Raw genomic sequence first — 22489 nt, forward strand, 5'->3', positions numbered from 1 at the left:
CTAATTAGAATCTATATCCCAGGTTGACCATAAACTGACCAACAATAGTTGGAGATTTGTCACTAAACAAATTTCTACCAATACCACCGCTTAGGTCTAATAAAAAGCCTCCTTTAGAAACAAATTTACCACCCAGACCGAATCCTATGGCAAAGTCGGTATAGTCATTAGTTTCATAAACATATTCATTAGTGCTTTCATTGTAATATGATCCATCTTCATATTCACCATTAGATAACATTCCAAAACCATGAACATAAAAGCCACGGGCATACTTTGAGCTAAAGAAATGCTTGTATTTACCGGTTAAAGAGAGCTCTTTGTAATAAGCATCATTGAGATAATCATCCTTAGTTGGATGGTAAAAAGCTTCGATCGCCCAGGTAGAATTTTCAGAAATTATGCGTTCATAAGTGATATCTACGATACCGAAGGCAACGAGGTTAAAAGCATTCAGACTTAATTCTTGTTCTCCGGATTCCCTTAAATTTGCATTGGAAATACTGTCGTTGGTCTGACTAAAACCCAGAGATGTGGCTGCTAAAAGCAAGCAGGTAAGTAAAAATTTCATTTGTAGAAGTAGATTATTTGGCCCTGAAATTATGAATTAATTCCTTATTATCTACTTTTTCGGAAATAAGTTTAAGTCTTTTTAAATAATCCTGAACTTCAGTTAGATTTTGATCGGCAATTTGCTGCTGACTCCAATGAGTAAGATCAAGCCATTTACGGATATCTTCCAGTTTCTGTCCGTATCTTTCTGCCAGTTCAACATCTATACTTTTCTGAATTTTGAAATTGCTTGTTTCAGTATTCAAGACATCCAGCATTTTTAGAAGTTCGTCAGGCTTTTCAACAATTACTTTTTGAGAAGCTGCTATCACAAAACAAGGCCATGGAGTAGGGCAGTCGGCTATAAGTCGGAAGGTATTATTGTCCACCAGAGGTTTTGTGGTGAAATGTTCCCACATAAAATACTGTGCATTATCCTGTCTCAAAGCCTCAATAGCTCCTTCCAGGTTATGAACAACTTCGAATTTGAGTGAATCTGTATTCCAACCAACATTTTCAGCATTTACATAGGCCATGAGATGTGAGCCGCTTCCTTCACGGCTAATTGCGGCCTTTGTATCTTTAAGATCGTTGATGTTTTTAAAGGAAGATCTACCGTCCACATGAATTCCCCAAATAAGCGGACTTCCAATATAATTCTGAATAATCTTACTTTGGTTTCCATTTATGATGTCACGGCTAATACCTTCTGTTAGTATAACGGCTACGTCTATTTCCTCTTCCCTAAGCAAATTGCACATCGCTCCTGTACCTTCCGGAACTTCCTTCCATTCAAGATCTATTCCCGCTTCTGCGAATTTATTATTCTCGATACAACGATGCCAGGGTAAATTAAAATGCTCCGGTACACCACCAACTTTAATCTTAGTCATTTGAATGCTTTTCTTTTAGATAGTCATATATCGCATATTGCGAACGTACTGTTTCCTCATCATCTTCTTTCTGAACATAGGTATTCGACTCTTCCTTATCCTGAATACGAGCTTTCATATTATCCTTTAACTGAATATTCAGTATCTCTTTGAATTCGTTAAAAATATCTTTATCCAGCACCGGAGAGATGACTTCAATCCTGCGATCAAGATTACGACTCATCCAGTCTGCACTCCCATAAAACATCTTTTCATCACCATCATTTTCAAAAAGATAGATTCTACCGTGTTCCAGAAAACGATCAACGACACTGGTGATATAAATGTTATCACTCATTCCTTGAACTCCTGGAATTAGACAGGTAAAACCCCGTATCAGCATTCTAATCTCGACACCCGCTTCGCTCGCCCGGTACAGCAACTCGATCATTTCCTCATCTTCAAGGCTGTTCATCTTGGCGGTAATCTTAGCTTTCTTGCCTTCTCTGGCATTTTCGATCTCGTTGTAGATCAATTTGGTAAATTCCTGCCTTGTAGAAAATGGAGAGATCAAAAGGTTCTTTTCTCTCGGGATGATCAGTTCTCCTTCCAGCACTTTAAACAGGCGGTCGAGTTCTTTAGTTATAAGTTTATTTGCTGTAAAGATGGCATGATCGCAATAGATTTCAGCGGTTTCTGCATTGAAATTTCCGGTTCCAATATATGCATATCGTACAGTTTCATCATTCTCTTGCCTTTTTACCAGCATGATTTTCGAATGTACTTTCACCTTCGGAAAAGAATAGATCACATGAGCGCCTTTTTCTTCAAATTTTCTTCCCCAGCTAATGTTGTTCTCCTCATCGAATCTTGCTTTGGCTTCTACAAAAACAGTTACATTTTTACCGTTCTCCAGAGCCCGCATTAGAGAATTAGTAAGTTTGGACTCATCGGCTACCCGATAAAGGGAAATACTAATATCAGTAACCTGTTCATCTGCCGCGGCCTGTTCTACAAATCTCTCCACATAATCAAATGACATAAAAGGAAAATGCAGCGCCTGATCTTTCTCTAGGATAGATTTAAAGTAATCATTACTTTTTTCCAGGGTTTTATGAGGTAGAGGAGGAAGCTTTTTAAAATGAAGATCCTTATTGTCACCTGGATCAGGAAAAGTAAAGAAGTCTTTGAAATTATGATATTTACCTCCCGGCATCATATCGATCTTCCCTAATTTCAGAAGTTTCCTGATTTTTCTATGAACAGGATCGGGCATGCTTGCATCATAAAGTAATCTTGTGGGCTGCCCATCTGTTCTTTGCTTTAAAGATTCATAGATCTTTTCTGCCAGTACGCCTTCATATATATCGTCGATATACAGTTCAGCATCCCGGGATAATTTGATCTCATAGATTCCTGTAATATCGCTTTCAGGAAAAATTTTAAACAATTGATGTCTTAGAATTTCATCTAAATAAGTGATCTGATGTTTTTCTGCTTCATCATCAAAAGACACGAATCGGCCACATTCTTCTACCGGTATATTAACAATGGCTAATTTATTTTCATCTTTAAAAGTAACCAGGAAATAGAGGATAGAATTCTTCAGAAACAATTCATTCTCTTCATCCAGATTAATTAGAATAGGATCTAAATGTTGCTGAATGTTCTTTTGAAAATAATCCTCAGCAAAGGCCTTCTGCTTTTCATCGTAATGATCTGCCTCCAGTAAAAATATGTTGTTTGCTGCAAGTTCCGGGATGATCTGCTTTTTATAGATATCTCCAAACTGATTCTGTTGCTTTTTAACTTCTTCGATGATCTGCTTAGTGATCCTTGAAGGTTTAAGGGCTAGTTTTTTCCTGATACTTTTCTTCACCCTTTTCATCTGGCGGAGTTGAGAAACGCGTACGCGGAAATATTCATCCAGGTTGGAAGAAAAAATTGCCAGGAATTTCATCCTGTCGTAAAGAGGATTAATTTTATCTGCAGCCTCCTGTAGAACCCTTTCGTTAAAACTCAACCAGTTTAGATCTCGGTGTCTAAAACGGTTTTCACTAGGTTGCGGCATGGACATTATTTTGTTTAACCAAAAATACAAAGTAAGCCATGCAGAGCTTTTAATATATTGTTAAATAAGCTACTTAAGCAACGATCCTTTCAAGACAGTATTTAATGAGATTATCCACAAGTTTTCCAGGATCTGCTGAAAATTCTCCGGTAGCTCTGTTCGCTAATACGGCATTCATAGAGACTGCATGATGTCCCAGTAGTTTGGACATCCCATAGATTCCTGAAGTTTCCATTTCAAGATTGGTAATAGACCTTCCATTTAAACTAAAGGCGGCGATATTTTGATTCATATCTGCTTCAGGAATAGAGTTCCGAAGAACTCTTCCCTGTGGACCATAGAAACCAATGTTCGTGGCAGTAAAACCTTTGACAGTATCTTTGGATGAGAACTTCTCGATGAGTCTACCACTTCCTTCGACTACATATGGATATGCTTTTTTAGAAGACCAGTTCGTTTGTTTTACAAATTCTTCAGCATAATCAGCCTGTAAAAAACTATCACTTTCATAGAAATGCATTAGACCATCAAAGCCCATTGCAAGTTCACTTACCAGAAATGAATCTAAAGCGATATCTTCTCTAATAGAACCGGTGGTACCAATTCTAATAATGTCCAAAGCTCTAAGATCATTCTTAACTTCTTTCTTCTGCAGATCGATATTTGCCAATGCATCCAGTTCGGTTAAAGCGATATCAATATTATCTGTTCCCATTCCTGTAGACATCACGGTAATTCTTTTTCCATCCAGCAGACCAGTATGAGTACAGAACTCACGTTTCATTCTAGTAATCTCGATTTTATCAAAATAAGCACTAATTCTTTCTACTCTTGCCGGGTCACCAACGGTGATCACTGTATCTGCGATTTCATGTGGTAGTAAACCAAGGTGATATATGGAACCGTCCTCGTTGAGGATCAATTCTGAAGCTTTTAAACTCATTCTATAGTTTTAATAATCTGTTCAATTCAGGATCATATAGGAAATCGAATTTTCGAACTCCGCCATAAACCTGTTCATTTGAAAGTTCACGATAGAAGTTCTTTTTTCCATTTAATACCTGAATTCCTTTTTCAGTAAGTTGTATTTTATTTTCGTTTTCAGAATAGAACAGGGAGAGCCTGTCCAGTTTTCTTTGCATCTGGCTATCGCTATATCCATAATAACCCTGATGCTGTAGAGCATATCCCAGTAGATGATTTCTACTGGTAATCTCTCTTGATTCTATAAGTTTTAAAATGTTTCTATCAAGCGAATTGATCCCTGTCTTACTATTTGGAAACCTTTCAATATGTGCTCTAATGCAGCTTGATAGATATTCAAAATTGGACTTGGTCTTGATTTGTGCTTTTAGTTTTAAAGGATCATCACCACAATAAAGTTCCCAAATCAACAATGCAACTTCAATATCTTCAGAAGTTAATACAATGCTGTTCTCATAATGGTTCTTCAATTCTGAAATTGATAGCTGGCATAAGGGTTGAAATTCCTTCTCACCTTTAAGTTTTTTGCTACACACAAGATAAACAGGCATGTCCATTCTCTTGTTCGCAAGAACCTGAATGGCGGCAAGCATATTAATATGGCAAAAAAGATCATACTCAAACCACAGATAGATCTTGTCATAGTCATCCATGGCTTTCAGTCTTTCAACTTCAGAAATAAAACGTTCTTCATAATTTTCCGCAGAGATATCGTATGCCTTTAACAGGAATTTCTTGCGCATTTTGAAGAACTTGTCATTAAGCTTCCTGTTTGTAGGACCTTCACATAAAAGTTCACGCCATATAATCAATTCACCCGGTAAGTTGAGCTCCTGCATTTGTTCGGCCAAACCATCACCGTTTACTATATGTAAAGTTTTTTCGCTCATATTTGAGATATAAAAAACGTGCTGAAATTAACCTCCAACACGTTTAACCTGATATCCTTGTTTTTGCAGGATCTGCATTATTTTCTCACGGTCGTCACCCTGGATGATTATTTCTCCATCCTTGGTACTACCGCCAACTCCACATTTTTTCTTCAGTAATTTTCCTAGTTTGACGAGTTCTTCTTCAGAACCCTGGTAATTTTTGATGATAGTCACTGTTTTACCGCCTCTTCCTTTATTACTAAAATGTGCTTCTAATTGCTGATCCTCCGGAGCGAGTTCTTCTTGGGAATCTCCATTGGCATATGATGTTTCATCAAATTCATCATTGGTCGAAAACACGAAACCTCCCAGATCTTCCAGACCTAATTTCTTTTTCGCCATTATCTATTTTTTTAAGAGACCTATCTCCACAAGACGCTGATGCAAAAATTCTCCTGCAGTAATGTCTTCATATTGTTTTGGGTTATCTTCATCGATACATTCTTCAAGACAGTCAAGTCTCATATCACTGCGTGGGTGCATAAAGAATGGAATAGAATATCTAGGTTTTCCCCATTGATCTTTTGGCGGATTCGTAACTCGGTGAATAGTAGAACGAAGTTTGTTATTGGTATGTCTTTCCAGCATATCCCCAACGTTGATCACTAGTTCATCTTCCTGCGGAACTGCATCGATCCATTCACCATCTTTCCGAAGAACTTGCAGACCACCCGTAGATGCTCCCATCAAAAGAGTAATTAAATTGATATCTCCGTGAGCTCCAGCTCTAACAGCTCCCTTTGGCTCTTCAGTAATTGGTGGGTAATGGATTGGTCTTAAAATACTATTTCCATTACTTGCCCAATGGTCAAAATAATGCTCTTCCAATCCAATATATATAGCAAGGGCGCGAAGCACGTAAATGCCAGTTTTTTCCAGCATTCTATAGGCTTCCATACCAGTTTCATTAAAATCTGGTAATTCTTCTACCTGTACATTTTCAGGATATTCTTCAGAAAGTTTCGCATCTGCTGAAGGTTCCTGTCCAAAATGCCAGAATTCTTTTAAATCTCCTTCTTTTTTACCTTTCGCATGCTCTTTTCCGAAGGAAATATAACCTCTTTGTCCAGCCAGCCCTTCGATCTCGTAGTTCTTCTTAGTTTCAACAGGTAAGTCGAAAAAAGATTTTACTTCTTTGTAAAGATTGTCAACCAGACCATCACTCAAAAAGTGATTTTTAAGAGCTACAAAACCTATTTCTTCATATGCCTTACCAATCTCGTTAACGAACTTTTCTTTTCTTTTAGGATCTTCCGAAAGAAAATCGGCGAGATCTACACTGGGAATATTATTCATTGCCATATAGCGCTTTTAAAATTTTAGGTAACAAACAAAGTTAAGTAAAATTAAGTAATTCATGGATTTTTAGCATCCATTCAACTTTATAATTTTACTTACATTTATCGAACAAATTATAATATATGTCTTCTGTAGATACTTCACAAAACAGTATACAATACAATTCCAGCAATCACGATACCAAGACTCTTCAGGATCTGTATTCTGCCATTCTAAAACCCAGAATGATCGAAGAGAAGATGTTGATCTTGTTGCGTCAGGGTAAAATTAGTAAATGGTTTAGTGGAATAGGGCAGGAGGCGATCTCTGTTGGAGTAACCAAGGCCTTATATAAACATGAGTATATTTTGCCAATGCATCGAAATCTCGGTGTTTTTACAACCCGGGAAATTCCCTTAAAGCGGCTATTCGCTCAGTGGCAGGGGAAAGCTTCTGGTTTTACAAAGGGTAGAGACAGGAGTTTTCATTTTGGAACACAGGAATTTAATATAGTAGGAATGATCTCTCATCTTGGACCACAGCTTGGAGTGGCAGATGGTATTGCACTTGCTAGCAAACTCAAGAAAGAAGGGGATGTTACTGCAGTTTTCACTGGTGAAGGTGGTACCAGCGAAGGTGATTTTCATGAAGCTTTGAATATAGCCTCGGTTTGGGATCTACCGGTTTTGTTCTGTATCGAAAATAATGGTTACGGACTCTCAACTCCAACTACAGAACAGTATAGATGTAAGGATCTTGCAGATCGCGGTGCTGGCTACGGGATGGAGGCGCATATCATTGATGGTAACAATATTCTCGAAGTTTATGAGAAAATCTCTGAAATAGCTGAAAGTATGCGGAAAGAACCCAGGCCGGTTCTTGTGGAATTTAAGACTTTTAGAATGAGAGGACATGAGGAAGCCAGTGGTACCAAATATGTTCCGCAGGAATTAATGGATGAGTGGCAGGCAAAGGATCCTGTGCTCAATTTTGAAAATTATCTCCTGGAACAGAAAATCATATTTCAAGATCAGATTTCTGAAATAAAAGAAAAAATATTACAGGAGATCAACGAACATCTTGAGATTGCCAATTCTGAAGCAATTATTTCCGCAGATCTGGAAGCTGAATTGAATGATGTGTATGCTGATTATAAATTTGAAAATGTTCAGCCTGCATCTACAACTTCAGAATTAAGATTTATAGATGCTATAGCTGCCTCCGTTTCAGAATCTATGGAACGTCATCCCAATCTTGTGCTTATGGGTCAGGATATTGCAGATTACGGTGGTGTTTTTAAAATTACCGATGGTTTACTTGCTAATTATGGTAAGGAAAGAATTCGCAATACGCCAATATGTGAGTCGGCAATAGTCGGCACTGCCATGGGGCTATCCATTAAGGGCATGAAAGCTATGGTTGAAATGCAATTCAGTGATTTTGTAAGTTCAGGATTCAATCCAATCGTGAACTACCTGGCAAAGGTCAATTATCGATGGAATCAGAATGCCGATGTGGTCATTAGAATGCCTTGTGGGGGTAGTGTAGGTGCAGGACCATTCCATAGCCAGACCAACGAAGCCTGGTTTACAAAAATTCCAGGGTTAAAAGTTATATACCCTGCTTTTCCGGCAGATGCGAAAGGTTTGTTGAATACCGCCTTTAATGATCCTAATCCCGTGTTATATTTCGAGCACAAAGCGCTGTATCGAAGTATCAGGCAGGAAGTTCCAGAAGGATATTACACTACAGAGTTCGGAAAAGCATCGTTAATAAGAGAAGGCAGTGATGTTACAATAATCACTTATGGTGCTGGTGTGCATTGGGCCATGGAAATTCTGGATGAGTTGAAAATAGATTCTGCAGATCTTCTGGATCTTCGAAGTTTACAACCGCTAGACCAGGAAGCAACTTGTAAATCTGTCACGAAAACAGGAAAGGCGATCGTGCTAACTGAAGATTCACTTACAGGTAGTTTTGCTTCAGAAATTGCCGCGATGATCTCTGAAGATTGTTTTGAGAGTCTTGACGCTCCGGTATTTAGAGTGGGTGCTCTGGAAACACCTATACCATTTGCAAAAGAGCTGGAAAACCAGTATTTGCCAAAGGATCGCTTTAAATTAAGATTGCAGGAATTATTGAATTATTAGCAAGCTTTTATCATTAATTTGAGATAATTAAGATTAGTTAACACATTCTCTGTTAAATAATTAATAATCTTTTGTTGACGCCTTACTACTACTGTAATTTAGATTCAACTAATCAATAAATCTATACATTATGGTACGTTTAATCGTCATTTTTCTGATTATTGCAATCGTTGCCGCAATCTTCGGTTTTGGAGGAATTGCAGACGGTGCAGCAGATATCGCGAAGATCATTTTTTATATCTTCCTTGTACTACTGGTAATCTCATTACTAAGTCGTTTATTCAGAAGATAATCGAACAATAACATTATAAATCCAATGTGCTTCGGAACAATCCTTGTCACATTGGATTTTTACTTTTAAATCAAATCCTACATGAAAAAGATATTTATTTTACTTGCAACAATTGGACTACTTGCTTCCTGTGGAGGAACGAGTAAAGTTGCCAAAGAGGCTAGAAAGAGCTTTGATGGTCAGTGGACACTAACTAGTGTAACCTACCCAAATAATCCTGGTCAGTTTAACGTGACTCTTTTCAACGAAGCTCAGGCATCATGTTTTGAGAATAGCAACTGGGATTTCGTATCCAACAATAACCGTGGAACATATACAGTTTCGGGAACAGGTTGTGATGGAGAAACGAACCAGTTCATCTGGTCTATCGATGAAGAGAATACCCCTCAGGGTATCTATGATTTTCTTCTGAAGCCTACAAATGAAGATTACAAATCTACAACAGGAAATGAAGGATTCAGATTGAACTTGCAGAGTTTAACTGATACTAACATGACCTGGTCACAAACCGTTAGTCTTGATGGCTCACCGTTTACAATTAAAATGAATTTTACTAAACTATAATTATACATAAAGCTATGAAAACAGTAATTAATAGAATGTTCGTAATACTTTTCGCATCCACACTTTTATTTGGATGTGATGCAGTACAGAACGCAAATAATAAACAAAAAGGTGCTGTGATAGGTACTGCAGGTGGAGCCGTAATTGGTGGAGTTATAGGAAATAACACCGGAGATGGTAACTCTGCTCTTGGATCTATCATTGGTGGTGTTGTAGGTGGAGCTGCCGGAGCCATTATTGGTAACAGAATGGATGAGCAAGCTAAGAAGATCGAGAATGAGATTCCTGGAGCTGAAGTTGAAAGAGTTGGTGAAGGGATCAACGTTACTTTTGATGAGAATAGTGGAGTATATTTTGATACCGAGAAATATACAATTAATGCGAAATCTCAGGAAGCTTTAAATAAACTTGCTGGTATTTTTAAAGAATACCCTCAAACAAACGTTCTTGTTGAAGGTCATACTGATAATACAGGTAGTGACAGTTATAACCTTACGCTATCAAAAAACAGAGCACAGGCAGTAACTGGATACCTTGTAGACAACGGAATTGAAAAAGGAAGATTTACTACCAAATGGTATGGTGAAACTCAACCAAAGTATGACAATTCTACTGCTGATGGAAGAGCAAAGAACAGAAGAGTAGAACTTGCTATTGTTGCTAATGACGAATTAAAGGAAGAGGCTAAAGAACAGGCTGAGCAGCAGGATGGCAACTAAGAATATAATTTAAATTATTTCTGAAAGATCCCGGTTTATACCGGGATTTTTTGTGATTAATAAGTACATTCAAAGAATGAATTCAAGAGATGTTATTATGCTGGGAGGAGGAATTGCGGGTCTTGTTGCGGGTATACATCTTGCAAATTCTGGCGTTAATGTCTGTCTAATTGAGAAAGACTCGTATCCAAGACATAGGGTCTGTGGAGAATACTTGTCTAATGAAGTAAAACCGTATTTGGAATTTCTTGGACTTGATCTTGAGGATATTAGAGCTCCACAACTTTCCAGGATGCAATTTAGCACACAGAAGGGTCATGCGCTTGAATGCGAGCTAGACCTTGGAGGAATAGGTATTAGCAGGTACACTTTAGATCATCTATTGTTTAAAGAATTTTTAGAAGCGGGAGGTGAAATTATGCAGACTACTGCTGAAAATTGTGAATTTCAGGATGATATTTTTATTATTCATTGCAAGGATGGGGAATCTTTTGAAGCAAATTTTGTACTCGGGGCATATGGCAAAAGATCCAATCTTGACAAGAGTCTTAAGCGATCCTTTATAAATAAAAGATCTGCTTGGATGGGTGTTAAGGCACATTACGAGAATCAGGATTTTCCTGATGATATGGTAGCATTACATAACTTTCAAGGTGGATATTGCGGACTATCAAAAACCGATCTTGATACTGTGAATGTCTGTTATCTGGCGACTTATGAATCATTCCAGAAACATGGTAATATTAAAACATATGAGAACAAGGTTCTTAGCCGCAATCCGTATTTAAAGGATTTTTTTCAAAATTCAACAATGGTCTTCGAAAACCCTCTGAGTATTGCACAAATTTCATTTGAAAATAAGGAATTGGTCGAGGATCATATTATTATGATCGGGGACGCTGCAGGTTTAATTCATCCATTATCTGGTAATGGTATGGCGATGGCCATACGTAGCGCTAAGCTGGCTTCGGAAGCATTATTAGAGTTCAAGCTAGATCCTAAGGACCGGGAAAGGATAGAATCAAAATACGCTAATTCCTGGAAGAATAATTTTAGAACAAGAATGAATACAGGCAGGGTACTTCAGAAGGTATTAATGCACGAGAAGCTGAGCAATTTCTCTCAAAGTTTTGTACAGAAAGTACCCGGATTACTTCCGAAGATCATTAAACTAACGCACGGAAAAGAAATGCATGTCTGAAATAGATACAACAAAAAGATCTCTTGAGCCGGAGATCATGGATGATTTTGACTTTAGAGGTGAAGAATTAAGAATCACTCTGGAGGATCTGGAAAAGGTCAATTCCTTGCTGGGAGGGAATCAAATTAGTATAGATGGTCTGAAGCAATTGGATCTTGATCGAAATTCAGAAATCTCAATCGTAGACGTAGGTTGTGGTAATGGAGCGATGTTACGGAAAATAGCAGACTGGGGGAGAAAAGAGAAGTTAAAACTAAAACTGACAGGTGTAGATGCGAATGCATATGCCATCGATATCGCACAGGTTTTATCCAAAGATTATCCTGAATTAGACTTTGTAACTCAGAATATCTTTAGCTCAGAATTTCGCAGTTCAAAATTTGACGTGGTGATGTGTACGCTAACATTGCATCATTTCAAGGATTCCCAGATCCCGGAAATTTTGCATCAATTCTACGATCAGTCTAATATAGCAGTGATCATCAATGACCTCCAACGTTCAGCATTAGCTTACAGATTGTTTAAAATGTTCTGTGCGGTATTTGTGAAAAATGAAATTGCCAGAAAAGATGGTCTTATCTCAATATTACGGGGTTTTAAGGAACATGATATTAATAAATATATGAATACCATTAAAGTTGATACCTACTCGATCCAGTGGAAATGGGCTTTCAGATATTTATGGATCATAAATAAATAAAAGAATGAGTGTACATATAGTAAACGTTGAAAAGCAATTACCGGAATATTTTCGGGAAACCAGGGATATCATTCCCCTGGTGGAAAATTGGCTTGGTGACCAGGATAACAGATTCCGTAGAAAGATTGTCAAGATTTTTGAAGGTGCAGCAGTAGACCGGCGCTATTCGATCATGGATCCTGAGGAAGTCTTTACTGCAACTTCATTCGAGGATAAGAATAATATTTATGTTAGAGAGATCAAGAAGCTGGGTAGCCAGGTTTTGAAAAAGTCGCTGGCTGCTGCAAACTGGGACGCTAAAAGTATCGATTATATTATAACCGTAAGTTGTACCGGCATCATGATCCCTTCCCTCGATGCTTATTTGATCAATGAATTAAAATTGAAACAGGATATTACTCGTTTGCCAGTTACCGAAATGGGATGTGCTGCAGGTATCTCCGGAATGATATATGCTTACAATTTTTTGAAGTCGAATCCCGGAAAACGTGCCGCTGTGATTGCTGTTGAAAGTCCAACAGCTACTTTTCAACTGACAGATTTAAGTATGGCGAATATGGTAAGTGCCGCAATTTTCGGGGATGGAGCAGCTTGTGTATTACTTTCTTCTGAAGAAGGTCTTGATAGCCCAAAGATTATTGGAGAAGAAATGTACCATTTTTATGATGCGACTCAAATGATGGGCTTTGATCTCAAGAATGAAGGTCTGCAAATGATTCTTGATCCGGCAGTACCTGAAACTATCTCTCAGCATTTCCCGAAAATCGTTCATCCTTTTCTCGAAAAAAATGGGTCTTCTATAGAAAAAGTAGATCATTTAATATTTCATCCTGGTGGGAAAAAAATTGTGCAGACTGTTTCTGAACTTTTTGGTAACTTAGGTAAGAATATTGACGATACTCGTGAAGTGTTGAAATTATTCGGAAATATGAGCAGCGCCACAGTGCTTTATGTTCTGGAAAGGTTTCTGGATAAAGATATTGCTAAGGGCGAACAGGGTTTGATGTTAAGTTTTGGACCTGGTTTTTCTGCTCAACGAATTTTGATAGAATGGTAAAAGACTTCAGAAATACAGATTATTGGGCGGTCATCCTTGGAGGTAGCAGTGGTCTTGGGTATGCGAGTGCAAAAAAGCTTGCAAACCACGGAATGAATATTATTATAATCCACCGCGACAGAAGATCTGAAATTGAAGATATAGAAGAAGCCTTTGAAAGTATACGCAAAACTGGTGTGGAATTTCGCAGTTTTAATACAGATGCAATTCAGGAAGAGAACAGGAATGAACTCGTATCAAATATCAAGAAATCTCTTGGTAAGCATGGTAAGGTAAGAACCCTTTTACACAGTATAGCAAAGGGGAATTTAAAGCCAATGTTAGGAGATGAACAAACTCTTAGTAATATTGATTTTCAGTTGACTATAGATGCCATGGCATTAAGCTTGTATGACTGGACTCAGGAACTATATAAAAATGACCTTTTTGCGAAAGATGCACGCATCGTTGCTTTCACCAGTGAAGGAAACAAAAAAGCGTGGAAAAATTACGCGGCAGTTTCAGCAGCCAAAGTAACTCTCGAATCCCTAACCAGGGGAATTGCTCTTGAATTTGCTGAAAAAGGTGTTCGTGCAAATTGTATTCAGGCGGGAATAACGGTGACAAGATCTTTCCAGATGATTCCGGGCAATCAAACTCTTAGGGAACATGCTTTGAAACACAATCCATTTAAAAGATTGACGGTGCCAGATGATGTCGCAAATGTTGTCTATTTACTGAGTAAAGATGAGGCTTCCTGGATCACTGGAAGTATTATCCCTGTTAATGGGGGTGAGCACTTAATGTAAATTTGCAGTCCTTGAAAAGTATAGATATAGTTTCCAAATTACCTTATTCAGCACCTTTTCTATTCGTTGACGAAATCACGTCTATTAGCGAGAATGCTATTGAGGGCAATTACCTTTTTAATAAATCACACGATTTTTATCGGGGACATTTTAAGGACAATCCTGTAACTCCGGGAGTGATCCTAGCTGAATGTATGGCACAAATTGGTGTGGTTTCTCTTGGAATTTACTTGTTAAGTAAGGAGGCTGCAATTTCCGGAACTCCTAGAATTGCTATGACATCTTCGAATGTAGATTTTATAAAACCTGTTTATCCCGGCGAAAAAGTTTTTGTGAAGTCTGAAAAGAAATACTTTAGGTTTAACAAACTGAAGTGCGTGGTGATCACGACAGATGCTGATGAAAACATTTTATGCCGGGGTGAAATTTCAGGAATGATCTTAAAATCTGAATCATGAGTAGAAGAGTTGTGATTACTGGATTGGGTGTTGCCGCGCCAAATGCAATTGGTATTGATCAATTTGACCAGGCTTTGAAGAATGGCACTAGCGGAATTAAATTCTACCAGAATCTGAAAGATCTTAATTTCAGCTGCCAGATAGGAGGGAAGCCACCGGTTACTCAGGAGATGATCAACAAGTATTTCAATCCACTTCAACAGAAAGGTTTAAATAGCAGCGGACTCATTTATGGAGTGATGGCTGGCGTAGATGCGTGGAAAGATGCTCTCCTTCCAATTTCTTCGGAAGAGGCACCTGACTGGAATTCAGGGATCATTTTTGGTACAGGAATCTTGGGAGTAGATAAATTTAGAGAAGCAATTCATTTGATTGATGCCGGAAAAACCAGAAGATTGGGAAGCACTAGTGTGATCCAGACAATGGCCAGCGGTATCAGCGCTTATTTGGGCGGAATGCTTGGTTGCGGTAACCAGGTAACCACAAATTCTTCTGCATGTACCACGGGAAATGAAGCGATCATCATGGGATATGACCGTATTATTACAGGAAAGGCTGAAAGAATGCTGGTAGGAAGTTGCGGTGATGACGGACCTTATGTTTGGGGAGGATTTGACGCGATGAGGATTCTGCCGGGAAAGTATAATGATAACCCTGAAGAAGCTTCCAGACCTATGAGCGCAACTGCTTCGGGGTTTGTGCCGGGAAGTGGAGCAGGAGCTTTGCTGCTTGAATCCCTGGAATCTGCTTTGGAAAGAGGTGCAAATATTTATGCTGAAGTGCTTGGGGGAGCTGTCAATAGTGGTGGCCAGAGAGCTGGTGGAAGTATGACGGCAGCAAATAATGAAGCTGTGCAAAGATGTATAAAGGATGCAATAACTTTCGCAGGAATTAAGACTGAGGATATTGATTATATAAATGGTCATCTCACAGCAACTACCAGAGACGCTACTGAAATGAAGAACTGGACTTCGGCACTCGGACTTTCAGGAGCAAATTTTCCGAAGATTAATTCCTTGAAAGGAATGACCGGACATTGTTTGAGTGCTTCTGGTTCAATTGAAAGTGTTGCAAGTATACTTCAGATTAAAAATCAATATGTATTCGGAAATATTAACTGCGAAGATGCTCATGCAGATATAACTAATTTAATCGATGACTCCTGTATTCCGAAGAAAACAATAGATTTTGATATTAATATCGCAGCTAAAGCCAGTTTTGGTTTTGGAGATGTAAATGCGGTCACTATCTTTAAACGGTATAAAAAATAGCTAATGACCAATCAGGATATAATTTCAAAAATTAAAACAATCGTCACTCCATATACTCAACGAAAAGAAGGGCTTTCAGAATTTGATGAAAGTACCAACTTTTTGAATGACCTCGAGATCAATTCCGCTAATCTTGTGGATGTAGTGCTGGATGTTGAAGATGAATTTGATATTGAAATCGATAATGAATCTATGGAAGGAATGATGACCGTACGCGATGCCAGGGATATCATCGTCAAAAAGTTGGGTGATTGATCATTGGAAATGATATTATAGATCTTGAGATCGCGTTGGATAAACCTAGAAGACATAATGATCGCTTTTTATCCAAAGTTTTTTCAGATAATGAAATCAGGCAAATTCATTCACACTCTCATCCGGAACTGGCAATCTGGAAAATGTGGTCGATGAAGGAAGCGGCTTATAAAGCTCATCAAAGGCTCTTTCAACTTCCTGTCAGGCTTGATCCGGTTACTTATGAATGTGATCTGGATAATTTGAGTGTGTATAAGAATCAAAACATTTATATAATTAAATCGGTACAGGACGAAAATCAAATTTACTCCTGGCTCGAGTTTAAAAATATAGAACATATAAAACTTCCATATTCTACGAATTATAAGTCCGAATTTTTAAAGGAATTTTCCATTCGAACTGGTCATGACCTTCAGAATATTCAATTCCGAAAAAATAATTTAGGAATACCAGAATTGTTTCTGAAGAACACCGGGACCAGCTTGCCAATTTCGATCACGCATCATGGCAGGTTTGCTGCAATTTGCTTTCCGTTAATTAACTGCTAAAAGCAGTTAAACATTTAAAAACTCCATTGTTGTCTCTGCACCTCTTTTGTATCTTCAATCGAGAAATCAAAAATTAAAATTATGAAGCAAGTAGATAAAATGGAGATCGTTCACAGTCAGTCAGCTGAGTTTATTGAACAAGGCGAACAGGGAAAATTTTTGAAAATGATCCCGGATACTTTTCTTATCAAAGGAGATGAAGTGGATGGTAAATACAATCAGGGTTACGCAATTAGACATTTAAATAGAAGAGACATCCTACTAACTGATGTTGTCGAGGAATCTTCAAAAGCTGCTGTAAAAAAATTCGTGGAAGAAGGTTACCAGATTAAAGGTATTTTGATCACCTGTGACGCTATCCTTAAAACAGCTTATGCAGATTTAAAAACTATTTCTGAAGATGCTGGTGGTGCTGCCATTTATGCTCATCCAAGAAATAACATCAAGGACGATTATAGAACTAAAGATATTACGAAAAGGGATCCTGTACTGGATAGTTTCTCCATCAATATTTTTGACCTGCCGGGTGCCAGTGGAGCTTCTGTAGTTGTTTATTCTGAAATTAATGACGGAATGTTGTTTCCAGGCGAAGACGCTGTAGGATCTGATTATTCTTCAGATTTAACTACGTTCTCCAGACCTGAAAAAACTAATGCAAATAATGATTTTGGTTTAGCTGAAAGCTGGGCTGCCTTTGATACTGAATTCAGCTTTCTATTTCCTCGAAAGGGAAAACCAGGCTTCAATTTAGAAGAGGGAAATCAAATTGATATTTTGAATACTCTTGGAAAGAGCTAGTTTAAGAAATATCAATATATAATATAAAAGGTTGTTTAGATAGATCTTACACGATCACGATTGCCCTGAATTCAGCAAATCCGTCGATGTAGTTTCTCTTAAAAGCAACCTTTTTTTAATGCACTTTTTTGAAATATTATTTAAATCAAAGAATTAACCCATTACTCTAAATATTAATAGAATGGACTTTTACTTATAAGTTTAAGAATCCAAAATTTACTTACTTAAACTAAGGTTCTGTTAAACTGCTGCTCACTTCAGCTAAAACTTTCTAATTTAAAGAATAAAATAACCAACCATGTCAAAATTGAATGTCACCCAAAAATTAATCAAAGAACATTTACTGGAAGGGGAGATGACTCCCGGGAAAGAAATAGGAATAAAAATAGATCAGGCACTACTTCAGGATGCTACAGGAACTCTGGTACAATTAGAGCTGGAAGCAATGGGACTTAAGAAAGCTCAGACAGAAGTTGCAGTACAGTATGTGGATCATAACCTCCTTCAAACCGACTTTAAAAATGCGGATGATCACCTTTTTCTACATTCTGCAGCTGAAAGATTTGGTCTTTGGTATAGCAGACCGGGAAATGGGGTGAGTCATCCCGTTCACATGCAAAGATTTGGAAAGCCAGGAAAAACCATGGTAGGATCAGACAGTCATACTCCGGCAGCCGGTTCTTTGGGAATGTTAGCGATAGGTACTGGAGGTCTTGATGTTGCTTCAGCAATTGCAGGGCAGCCATATTTCGTAAAGATGCCTGAAGTGATGGGCGTTAAATTAACTGGAAATTTACCGGATTGGGTTAGTGCCAAGGATGTTATACTTGAAATGCTTAGACGTTATGATGTCAAGGGCGGAGTAGGGAAGGTTATCGAATATTATGGAGATGGTCTTAAGAATTTAAGTGCTATGGACCGCCACGTGATCGCAAATATGGGTGCAGAACTTGGAGCTACAACCACAGTATTTCCTAGTGATGAAGAAACAAAACGATTTTTAAAATCTCAGGATAGAGAATCAGACTGGGTGGAACTACTGGCAGATGAAGGTTGTGAATATGAGTATCATGATGAAATTATTCTTGATGAACTTATTCCGCTTATAGCACTTCCAACCAGTCCGGGTAATGTTGTTCCAGTTTCTGAGGTTGCAGGTAAAAGTATTAGTCAGGTAGTTGTTGGATCCTCAGCAAACCCTGGACTTCGCGACTTCTGGATCGCTGGAGCAATAGTGGAAGGGAAATCTGTTAATACAGATGTATCATTTGATATAAATCCTACCTCAAGACAAATGATTCAGAATATGATCGAGAACAGAGCTTTTGCTAACCTTATTAAAGCAGGAGCAAGATTTCATCAATCTGGTTGTATGGGATGTATTGGTATGGGACAGGCACCAGCATCTGGAACCATCAGTTTAAGAACCATGCCTAGAAATTTCCCAGACAGATCTGGGACTAAAGATGACCAGGTTCATTTATGTAGTCCTGAAACTGCGGCAGCTTCAGCATTAACAGGAAAGATCACAGATCCAAGAGATCTGGAGAAATTATATGATATGAAGTATCCTAAATTTCAACATCCTGAAATCGAGATCATTAATACTGATATGCTGGTGGCTCCACCGGAAGATGGATCAAATGTAGAACTTGTTAAAGGTCCGAATATTCAATCTTTACCGCATATAGACCCGATTTTAAATGAATATGAAGTACCTGTTCTTCTGAAAATGGGCGATAATGTTTCTACAGATGAAATATTAAAGGCAGGTGCAGAAGTTTTACCTTTCCGAAGTAATTTACCTGAAATTAGTAAATACGCATTTACCGTAATCGATGAAACTTATTATGATCGAGCGATGGACACTAAAGATAGCCATGGAGGTCATATTGTAGTTGCCAAAGATAATTATGCGCAGGGATCGAGTAGAGAACATGCTGCAATTGCTCCTAAATATCTTGGACAGGTAGCTGTAATAGCAAATTCGTATGCTAGAATCGCATGGCAGAATTTAGTGAATTTCGGAATTTTACCATTAGAATTTATAGACATATCAGATTATGAAAAGATTGAACAAGCTGATATCGTGAAATTTGAAAATCTTCAAAGAGATATTAAGGAAAGAAATAATATCAAAGTGGTGGTTAAAAAGGAAAATGGAAATGAAGAAACCTTCGAAACAAAACATTCTTTGAGTGATCGACAAATTCAGGTTCTACTGAAGGGTGGAATAATAAATGAATTTAAAGAGAAATTAGAGCAGAAAGATTTAACTGCATAATTCATTCAAGTATATCTATTAAAAAAACCCTCTAATTAGAGGGTTTTTAATTTTTATAAGATTCTCAATACTAGTGAGAACTCATTTTTGCTTTACGCTTTTCACATTGTCTGTCCAGATCACGAACAGTCTCAGCGATAGAAGCTTCAAAAGAATTCTCATTAGACTGTGCAAAAATTTCCGGTCCAGGAGCACTCAATCTAACTTCAGTAATATATCCATTTGGCTTTTGATTTTCATCATGTTTGAAATAGATATTTGCTCTTACGATCCAGTCATATTTAGTCTCAAGCTTCTCTAACTTCTTTTCAGTAAAAGCTTCAAGGTTTTCACTTTTATCGATGTTTACAAATTCAAATACAGTTTCCATTTAATTCAATTTTTTGATTGTTTAAATTAACCTAATATCTCTTGGGACACCAAGCCTGTTATGGCTCTTTTAGCAAAGTTTTAATAAAGTATTTAGAGCATACTTTTTACTTACTTAAAGTATTTCTAATAATTAGATAAAGAATCTAAAACAAGCATTGCAGGGCAGTTTCAATCATTATTTTTGTTGTATGAAAACAACGGACTTACCAAAGAAGATGATGGGAAAGGCTATTTCCCTGGCAAAAGAAGGAGCTGAAAGCGATAACGGTGGTCCATTTGGAGCAGTGATCACGAAAGGGGAGGAGATCATAGCAGCAACTTATAATAGAGTTTCTGGCGATCAGGATTGCACTCAACATGCAGAACTAAGAGCAATACAGTTAGCTTGTAAGCAATTGGGGACTAAAAACCTGGAAGGTTGCGTATTGTACACTAGTTGTGAACCATGCATGATGTGTCTAGGTGCAGCTCATTGGGCAAATTTCGACTATATTTACTATGCTGCTTCTGCGGAAGATGCCAAGGAAAATGGATTTCTTTACTCAGATATGTATTATAATTCCTCTACTGAAAACAGGCACCAGGAGTTTAAAATGATCCAGCTATGTAGAGATGAAGCATTAAAGGTCTGGCTCAAGAAATAATTATAATTTACCCTACTCAAAATTGCATATGGATAACAAGCAGAAGAATGAAGAAGCTGAAAAAGTAGATAAAGAATTAGACAGCCAGGATTCTCAGGATAAAACCATGACTAAAACACATGGAGAGATCTTGAAAGAGCAAATTATTGAAGGCTGTGAAACCTATGATCGTAGTAAGAGTAGCATCTTATTAAGTTCTTTTACTGCTGGTTTAGAAATTGGTTTCAGTTTTCTTATGTTATGCTCATTATTCAGCTTTCTTGAAGGCAAAGTTGCTGAAGAAACTATCTTTAAGTTGATAGCCTTCGTCTATCCTATAGGGTTTATTCTGGTTGTCCTGGGGAAATCTATATTATTTACAGAACAGACTTCTTTATTAGCTTTGCCAGTACTGAATAACCGTAGAAGTGTCTGGAGTTTATTCCAGATTTGGGGAGTAGTTATTCTAGGTAACCTGGCAGGAGGGATGCTCATAGCTCTTACGGTTTCTTGGCTTGGCTCCGGATTAAACTTGTTTGAAGCCGAAGTAATCGCTAAAATTGGTGAGCACTTTGTAGATTATGATATACTTACAATTTTTCTGAGTGCAATTATGGCCGGTTGGTTGATGGGACTTTTAAGCTGGTTGGTAACTTCTTCTAAGGAAACAACAGCAGAGATCCTAATCATATATGTAATTACGGCAGTTATGGGCTTTACAGGATTACACCATAGTATTATTGGTCATATTGAAATATTTGCAGGTATGCTGGTTTCAGATAAAATCACCTTTCTGGTATATTTAAAAACACTGGGTACTGCATTAGCAGGTAATGCTATTGGTGCTACCGTATTTGTAGCATTACTTAAGTACAGAGCATTTGTATTTAATATAAAGATGTAAGAACGAATGTTAAACTCAAATTAATCCTGAGGTTATAGATACTCAATTAATTAAATTAAGAAAAAAATTATGGCAAACACTAACGATAAAGATCAGGCAGACTGGCAGAAGAATTCAGGGAGACCTTCTAATTTCAATGAAAAAGATGAGAGTCTTTACAAGGGAGAAGATGGTAACCTGAGAGTGAAAAAAGAGAAAGATGGTCTTAGTGATGAAGAAGACAAAACTATACAGGATACCTTAGATAGTCTCGAAGGAAATGAGGAAGAATGAATAAGTACGTTCTTCTCATTATTGGAATACTAAGCCTATCACTCAGTTCTGCATGTAAAAGCACTAAAGGTGAGACCTCAGATTTGAGTGAGTTGCGAAAGCTCATTGAATCAAGATCTTTTGATATAGAAAATAATTGGGCGCTACCATTACGTGGCGCTCAGATAAATCTTGTGACGAACGATAATCACTTGAGATTTAGAAAGGATTCCATCGATATATTTTTACCATATTTTGGAGTAAGGCAATTTTCTGGTGGATATAATGCAGAAGCAGGTATTCGTTATGAAGGACTATTAAATGACCTGGAAATAGATTCCAGTCACACAGATAAAGTGAAATTGAGATTCGAAACCAGTACAGGTACTGAACAGATTAGATATATTATAACGATGTATCCCAATGGAAAATCTAATTTGCAGTTACTAATGAATCAACGAGATAATATTTCCTACAGAGGCTTTTATACAGATAAAGTAGTAGAGTAAAATATTCTATTTTACATAATATAAATTATAGTTCAAATATATAATACTTGGAATA

General features: G+C 37.6%; 26 protein-coding genes. 18 read left to right on the forward strand and 8 right to left on the reverse strand.

All coding sequences use genetic code 11. The features are described 5' to 3' along the window. Positions 1-4: 4 nt before the first annotated feature. The 7 genes from JM79_RS08425 to JM79_RS08455 all read right to left on the reverse strand — a co-directional run bounded on the left by JM79_RS08425 (position 5) and on the right by JM79_RS08455 (position 6707). A complete protein-coding gene (locus JM79_RS08425; RefSeq protein ID WP_141877724.1) occupies positions 5-571 on the reverse strand; it encodes a hypothetical protein in 567 nt (188 codons plus the stop codon). Between the two features lie 13 nt (positions 572-584). Then, entirely contained in the window at positions 585-1445 is an 861-nt protein-coding gene (locus JM79_RS08430) for a substrate-binding domain-containing protein (RefSeq protein ID WP_141877725.1), read from the reverse strand. After that, on the reverse strand, positions 1438-3495 hold the full coding sequence (ppk1, locus tag JM79_RS08435; protein WP_141877726.1) for a polyphosphate kinase 1: 2058 nt from the start codon (positions 3493-3495) through the stop codon (positions 1438-1440). The genes JM79_RS08430 and ppk1 overlap by 8 nt, the downstream gene beginning before the upstream one ends. A gap of 73 nt (positions 3496-3568) precedes the next feature. Continuing rightward, positions 3569-4438, reverse strand: a complete 870-nt coding sequence (locus JM79_RS08440; protein ID WP_141877727.1) for a nucleoside phosphorylase — start codon at positions 4436-4438, stop codon at positions 3569-3571. Between the two features lies 1 nt (position 4439). Then, positions 4440-5369 carry a DUF1835 domain-containing protein gene (locus tag JM79_RS08445; RefSeq protein WP_141877728.1) on the reverse strand — a complete coding sequence of 310 codons (930 nt, stop codon included), beginning with the start codon at positions 5367-5369 and terminating at the stop codon, positions 4440-4442. A gap of 27 nt (positions 5370-5396) precedes the next feature. Further along, the gene (locus JM79_RS08450; protein ID WP_185739472.1) at positions 5397-5753 is read right to left on the reverse strand and encodes a translation initiation factor; all 357 of its coding nucleotides are present in this window, start codon (positions 5751-5753) and stop codon (positions 5397-5399) included. A gap of 3 nt (positions 5754-5756) precedes the next feature. After that, positions 5757-6707 (reverse strand): 2-oxoglutarate and iron-dependent oxygenase domain-containing protein, encoded by a 951-nt coding sequence (locus JM79_RS08455; RefSeq protein WP_141879208.1) that lies wholly within the window; start codon positions 6705-6707, stop codon positions 5757-5759. 125 nt (positions 6708-6832) lie between these two features. Here JM79_RS08455 and JM79_RS08460 point away from each other — a divergent pair, with 125 nt between their 5' ends. The 14 genes from JM79_RS08460 to JM79_RS08525 all read left to right on the forward strand — a co-directional run bounded on the left by JM79_RS08460 (position 6833) and on the right by JM79_RS08525 (position 19774). Continuing rightward, positions 6833-8839, forward strand: coding sequence for a dehydrogenase E1 component subunit alpha/beta (locus JM79_RS08460; RefSeq protein ID WP_141877730.1), 2007 nt, complete (start codon positions 6833-6835; stop codon positions 8837-8839). 130 nt (positions 8840-8969) lie between these two features. After that, the gene (locus JM79_RS08465; RefSeq protein WP_026916217.1) at positions 8970-9131 is read left to right on the forward strand and encodes a DUF1328 domain-containing protein; all 162 of its coding nucleotides are present in this window, start codon (positions 8970-8972) and stop codon (positions 9129-9131) included. A gap of 81 nt (positions 9132-9212) precedes the next feature. Further along, positions 9213-9695, forward strand: a complete 483-nt coding sequence (locus tag JM79_RS08470; protein ID WP_141877731.1) for a lipocalin family protein — start codon at positions 9213-9215, stop codon at positions 9693-9695. A 14-nt stretch (positions 9696-9709) separates the two neighbouring features. Then, positions 9710-10414: an OmpA family protein gene (locus JM79_RS08475; protein ID WP_141877732.1), complete on the forward strand. Its 705-nt coding sequence runs from the start codon at positions 9710-9712 to the stop codon at positions 10412-10414. A 76-nt stretch (positions 10415-10490) separates the two neighbouring features. Further along, positions 10491-11615 carry an NAD(P)/FAD-dependent oxidoreductase gene (locus JM79_RS08480; RefSeq protein WP_141877733.1) on the forward strand — a complete coding sequence of 375 codons (1125 nt, stop codon included), beginning with the start codon at positions 10491-10493 and terminating at the stop codon, positions 11613-11615. Beyond that, positions 11608-12315 carry a methyltransferase domain-containing protein gene (locus JM79_RS08485; RefSeq protein ID WP_141877734.1) on the forward strand — a complete coding sequence of 236 codons (708 nt, stop codon included), beginning with the start codon at positions 11608-11610 and terminating at the stop codon, positions 12313-12315. Before JM79_RS08480 ends, JM79_RS08485 begins: the two co-directional genes overlap by 8 nt. Positions 12316-12319: 4 nt before the next feature. After that, entirely contained in the window at positions 12320-13372 is a 1053-nt protein-coding gene (locus JM79_RS08490; protein ID WP_141877735.1) for a type III polyketide synthase, read from the forward strand. Further along, positions 13366-14160 (forward strand): SDR family oxidoreductase, encoded by a 795-nt coding sequence (locus tag JM79_RS08495; RefSeq protein WP_141877736.1) that lies wholly within the window; start codon positions 13366-13368, stop codon positions 14158-14160. Before JM79_RS08490 ends, JM79_RS08495 begins: the two co-directional genes overlap by 7 nt. Before the next feature lie 11 nt (positions 14161-14171). Further along, complete coding sequence (locus tag JM79_RS08500; RefSeq protein ID WP_141877737.1) at positions 14172-14618, forward strand: 3-hydroxyacyl-ACP dehydratase FabZ family protein; 447 nt, start codon at positions 14172-14174, stop codon at positions 14616-14618. Beyond that, positions 14615-15889 carry a beta-ketoacyl-[acyl-carrier-protein] synthase family protein gene (locus JM79_RS08505; RefSeq protein ID WP_141877738.1) on the forward strand — a complete coding sequence of 425 codons (1275 nt, stop codon included), beginning with the start codon at positions 14615-14617 and terminating at the stop codon, positions 15887-15889. Before JM79_RS08500 ends, JM79_RS08505 begins: the two co-directional genes overlap by 4 nt. A gap of 3 nt (positions 15890-15892) precedes the next feature. Next, complete coding sequence (locus JM79_RS08510) at positions 15893-16144, forward strand: phosphopantetheine-binding protein (protein ID WP_141877739.1); 252 nt, start codon at positions 15893-15895, stop codon at positions 16142-16144. Beyond that, positions 16141-16692, forward strand: coding sequence for a 4'-phosphopantetheinyl transferase superfamily protein (locus tag JM79_RS08515; RefSeq protein WP_141877740.1), 552 nt, complete (start codon positions 16141-16143; stop codon positions 16690-16692). The genes JM79_RS08510 and JM79_RS08515 overlap by 4 nt, the downstream gene beginning before the upstream one ends. Before the next feature lie 81 nt (positions 16693-16773). Then, the gene (locus JM79_RS08520; RefSeq protein WP_141877741.1) at positions 16774-17490 is read left to right on the forward strand and encodes a hypothetical protein; all 717 of its coding nucleotides are present in this window, start codon (positions 16774-16776) and stop codon (positions 17488-17490) included. A 298-nt stretch (positions 17491-17788) separates the two neighbouring features. Next, positions 17789-19774, forward strand: coding sequence for an aconitate hydratase (locus JM79_RS08525; protein WP_141877742.1), 1986 nt, complete (start codon positions 17789-17791; stop codon positions 19772-19774). Positions 19775-19844: 70 nt separating this feature from the next. Here the strand turns inward: JM79_RS08525 and raiA are convergent, their stop codons facing one another. Further along, complete coding sequence (raiA, locus tag JM79_RS08530; protein WP_141877743.1) at positions 19845-20144, reverse strand: ribosome-associated translation inhibitor RaiA; 300 nt, start codon at positions 20142-20144, stop codon at positions 19845-19847. A 190-nt stretch (positions 20145-20334) separates the two neighbouring features. Between raiA and JM79_RS08535 the strand changes: the two genes are divergently transcribed. From JM79_RS08535 to JM79_RS08550, 4 genes are all read left to right on the forward strand, one after another. After that, on the forward strand, positions 20335-20790 hold the full coding sequence (locus JM79_RS08535; RefSeq protein WP_141877744.1) for a nucleoside deaminase: 456 nt from the start codon (positions 20335-20337) through the stop codon (positions 20788-20790). A 28-nt stretch (positions 20791-20818) separates the two neighbouring features. After that, a complete protein-coding gene (locus JM79_RS08540; protein WP_141877745.1) occupies positions 20819-21673 on the forward strand; it encodes a formate/nitrite transporter family protein in 855 nt (284 codons plus the stop codon). A gap of 69 nt (positions 21674-21742) precedes the next feature. Further along, positions 21743-21946: a hypothetical protein gene (locus JM79_RS08545; RefSeq protein ID WP_141877746.1), complete on the forward strand. Its 204-nt coding sequence runs from the start codon at positions 21743-21745 to the stop codon at positions 21944-21946. Next, the gene (locus JM79_RS08550; protein WP_141877747.1) at positions 21943-22434 is read left to right on the forward strand and encodes a DUF4251 domain-containing protein; all 492 of its coding nucleotides are present in this window, start codon (positions 21943-21945) and stop codon (positions 22432-22434) included. The genes JM79_RS08545 and JM79_RS08550 overlap by 4 nt, the downstream gene beginning before the upstream one ends. The last annotated feature ends 55 nt before the right edge of the window (positions 22435-22489 follow it).

The sequence above is a fragment of the Gramella sp. Hel_I_59 genome (assembly GCF_006714895.1).
In the GTDB taxonomy this organism is placed as follows: Bacteria; Bacteroidota; Bacteroidia; order Flavobacteriales; family Flavobacteriaceae; genus Christiangramia.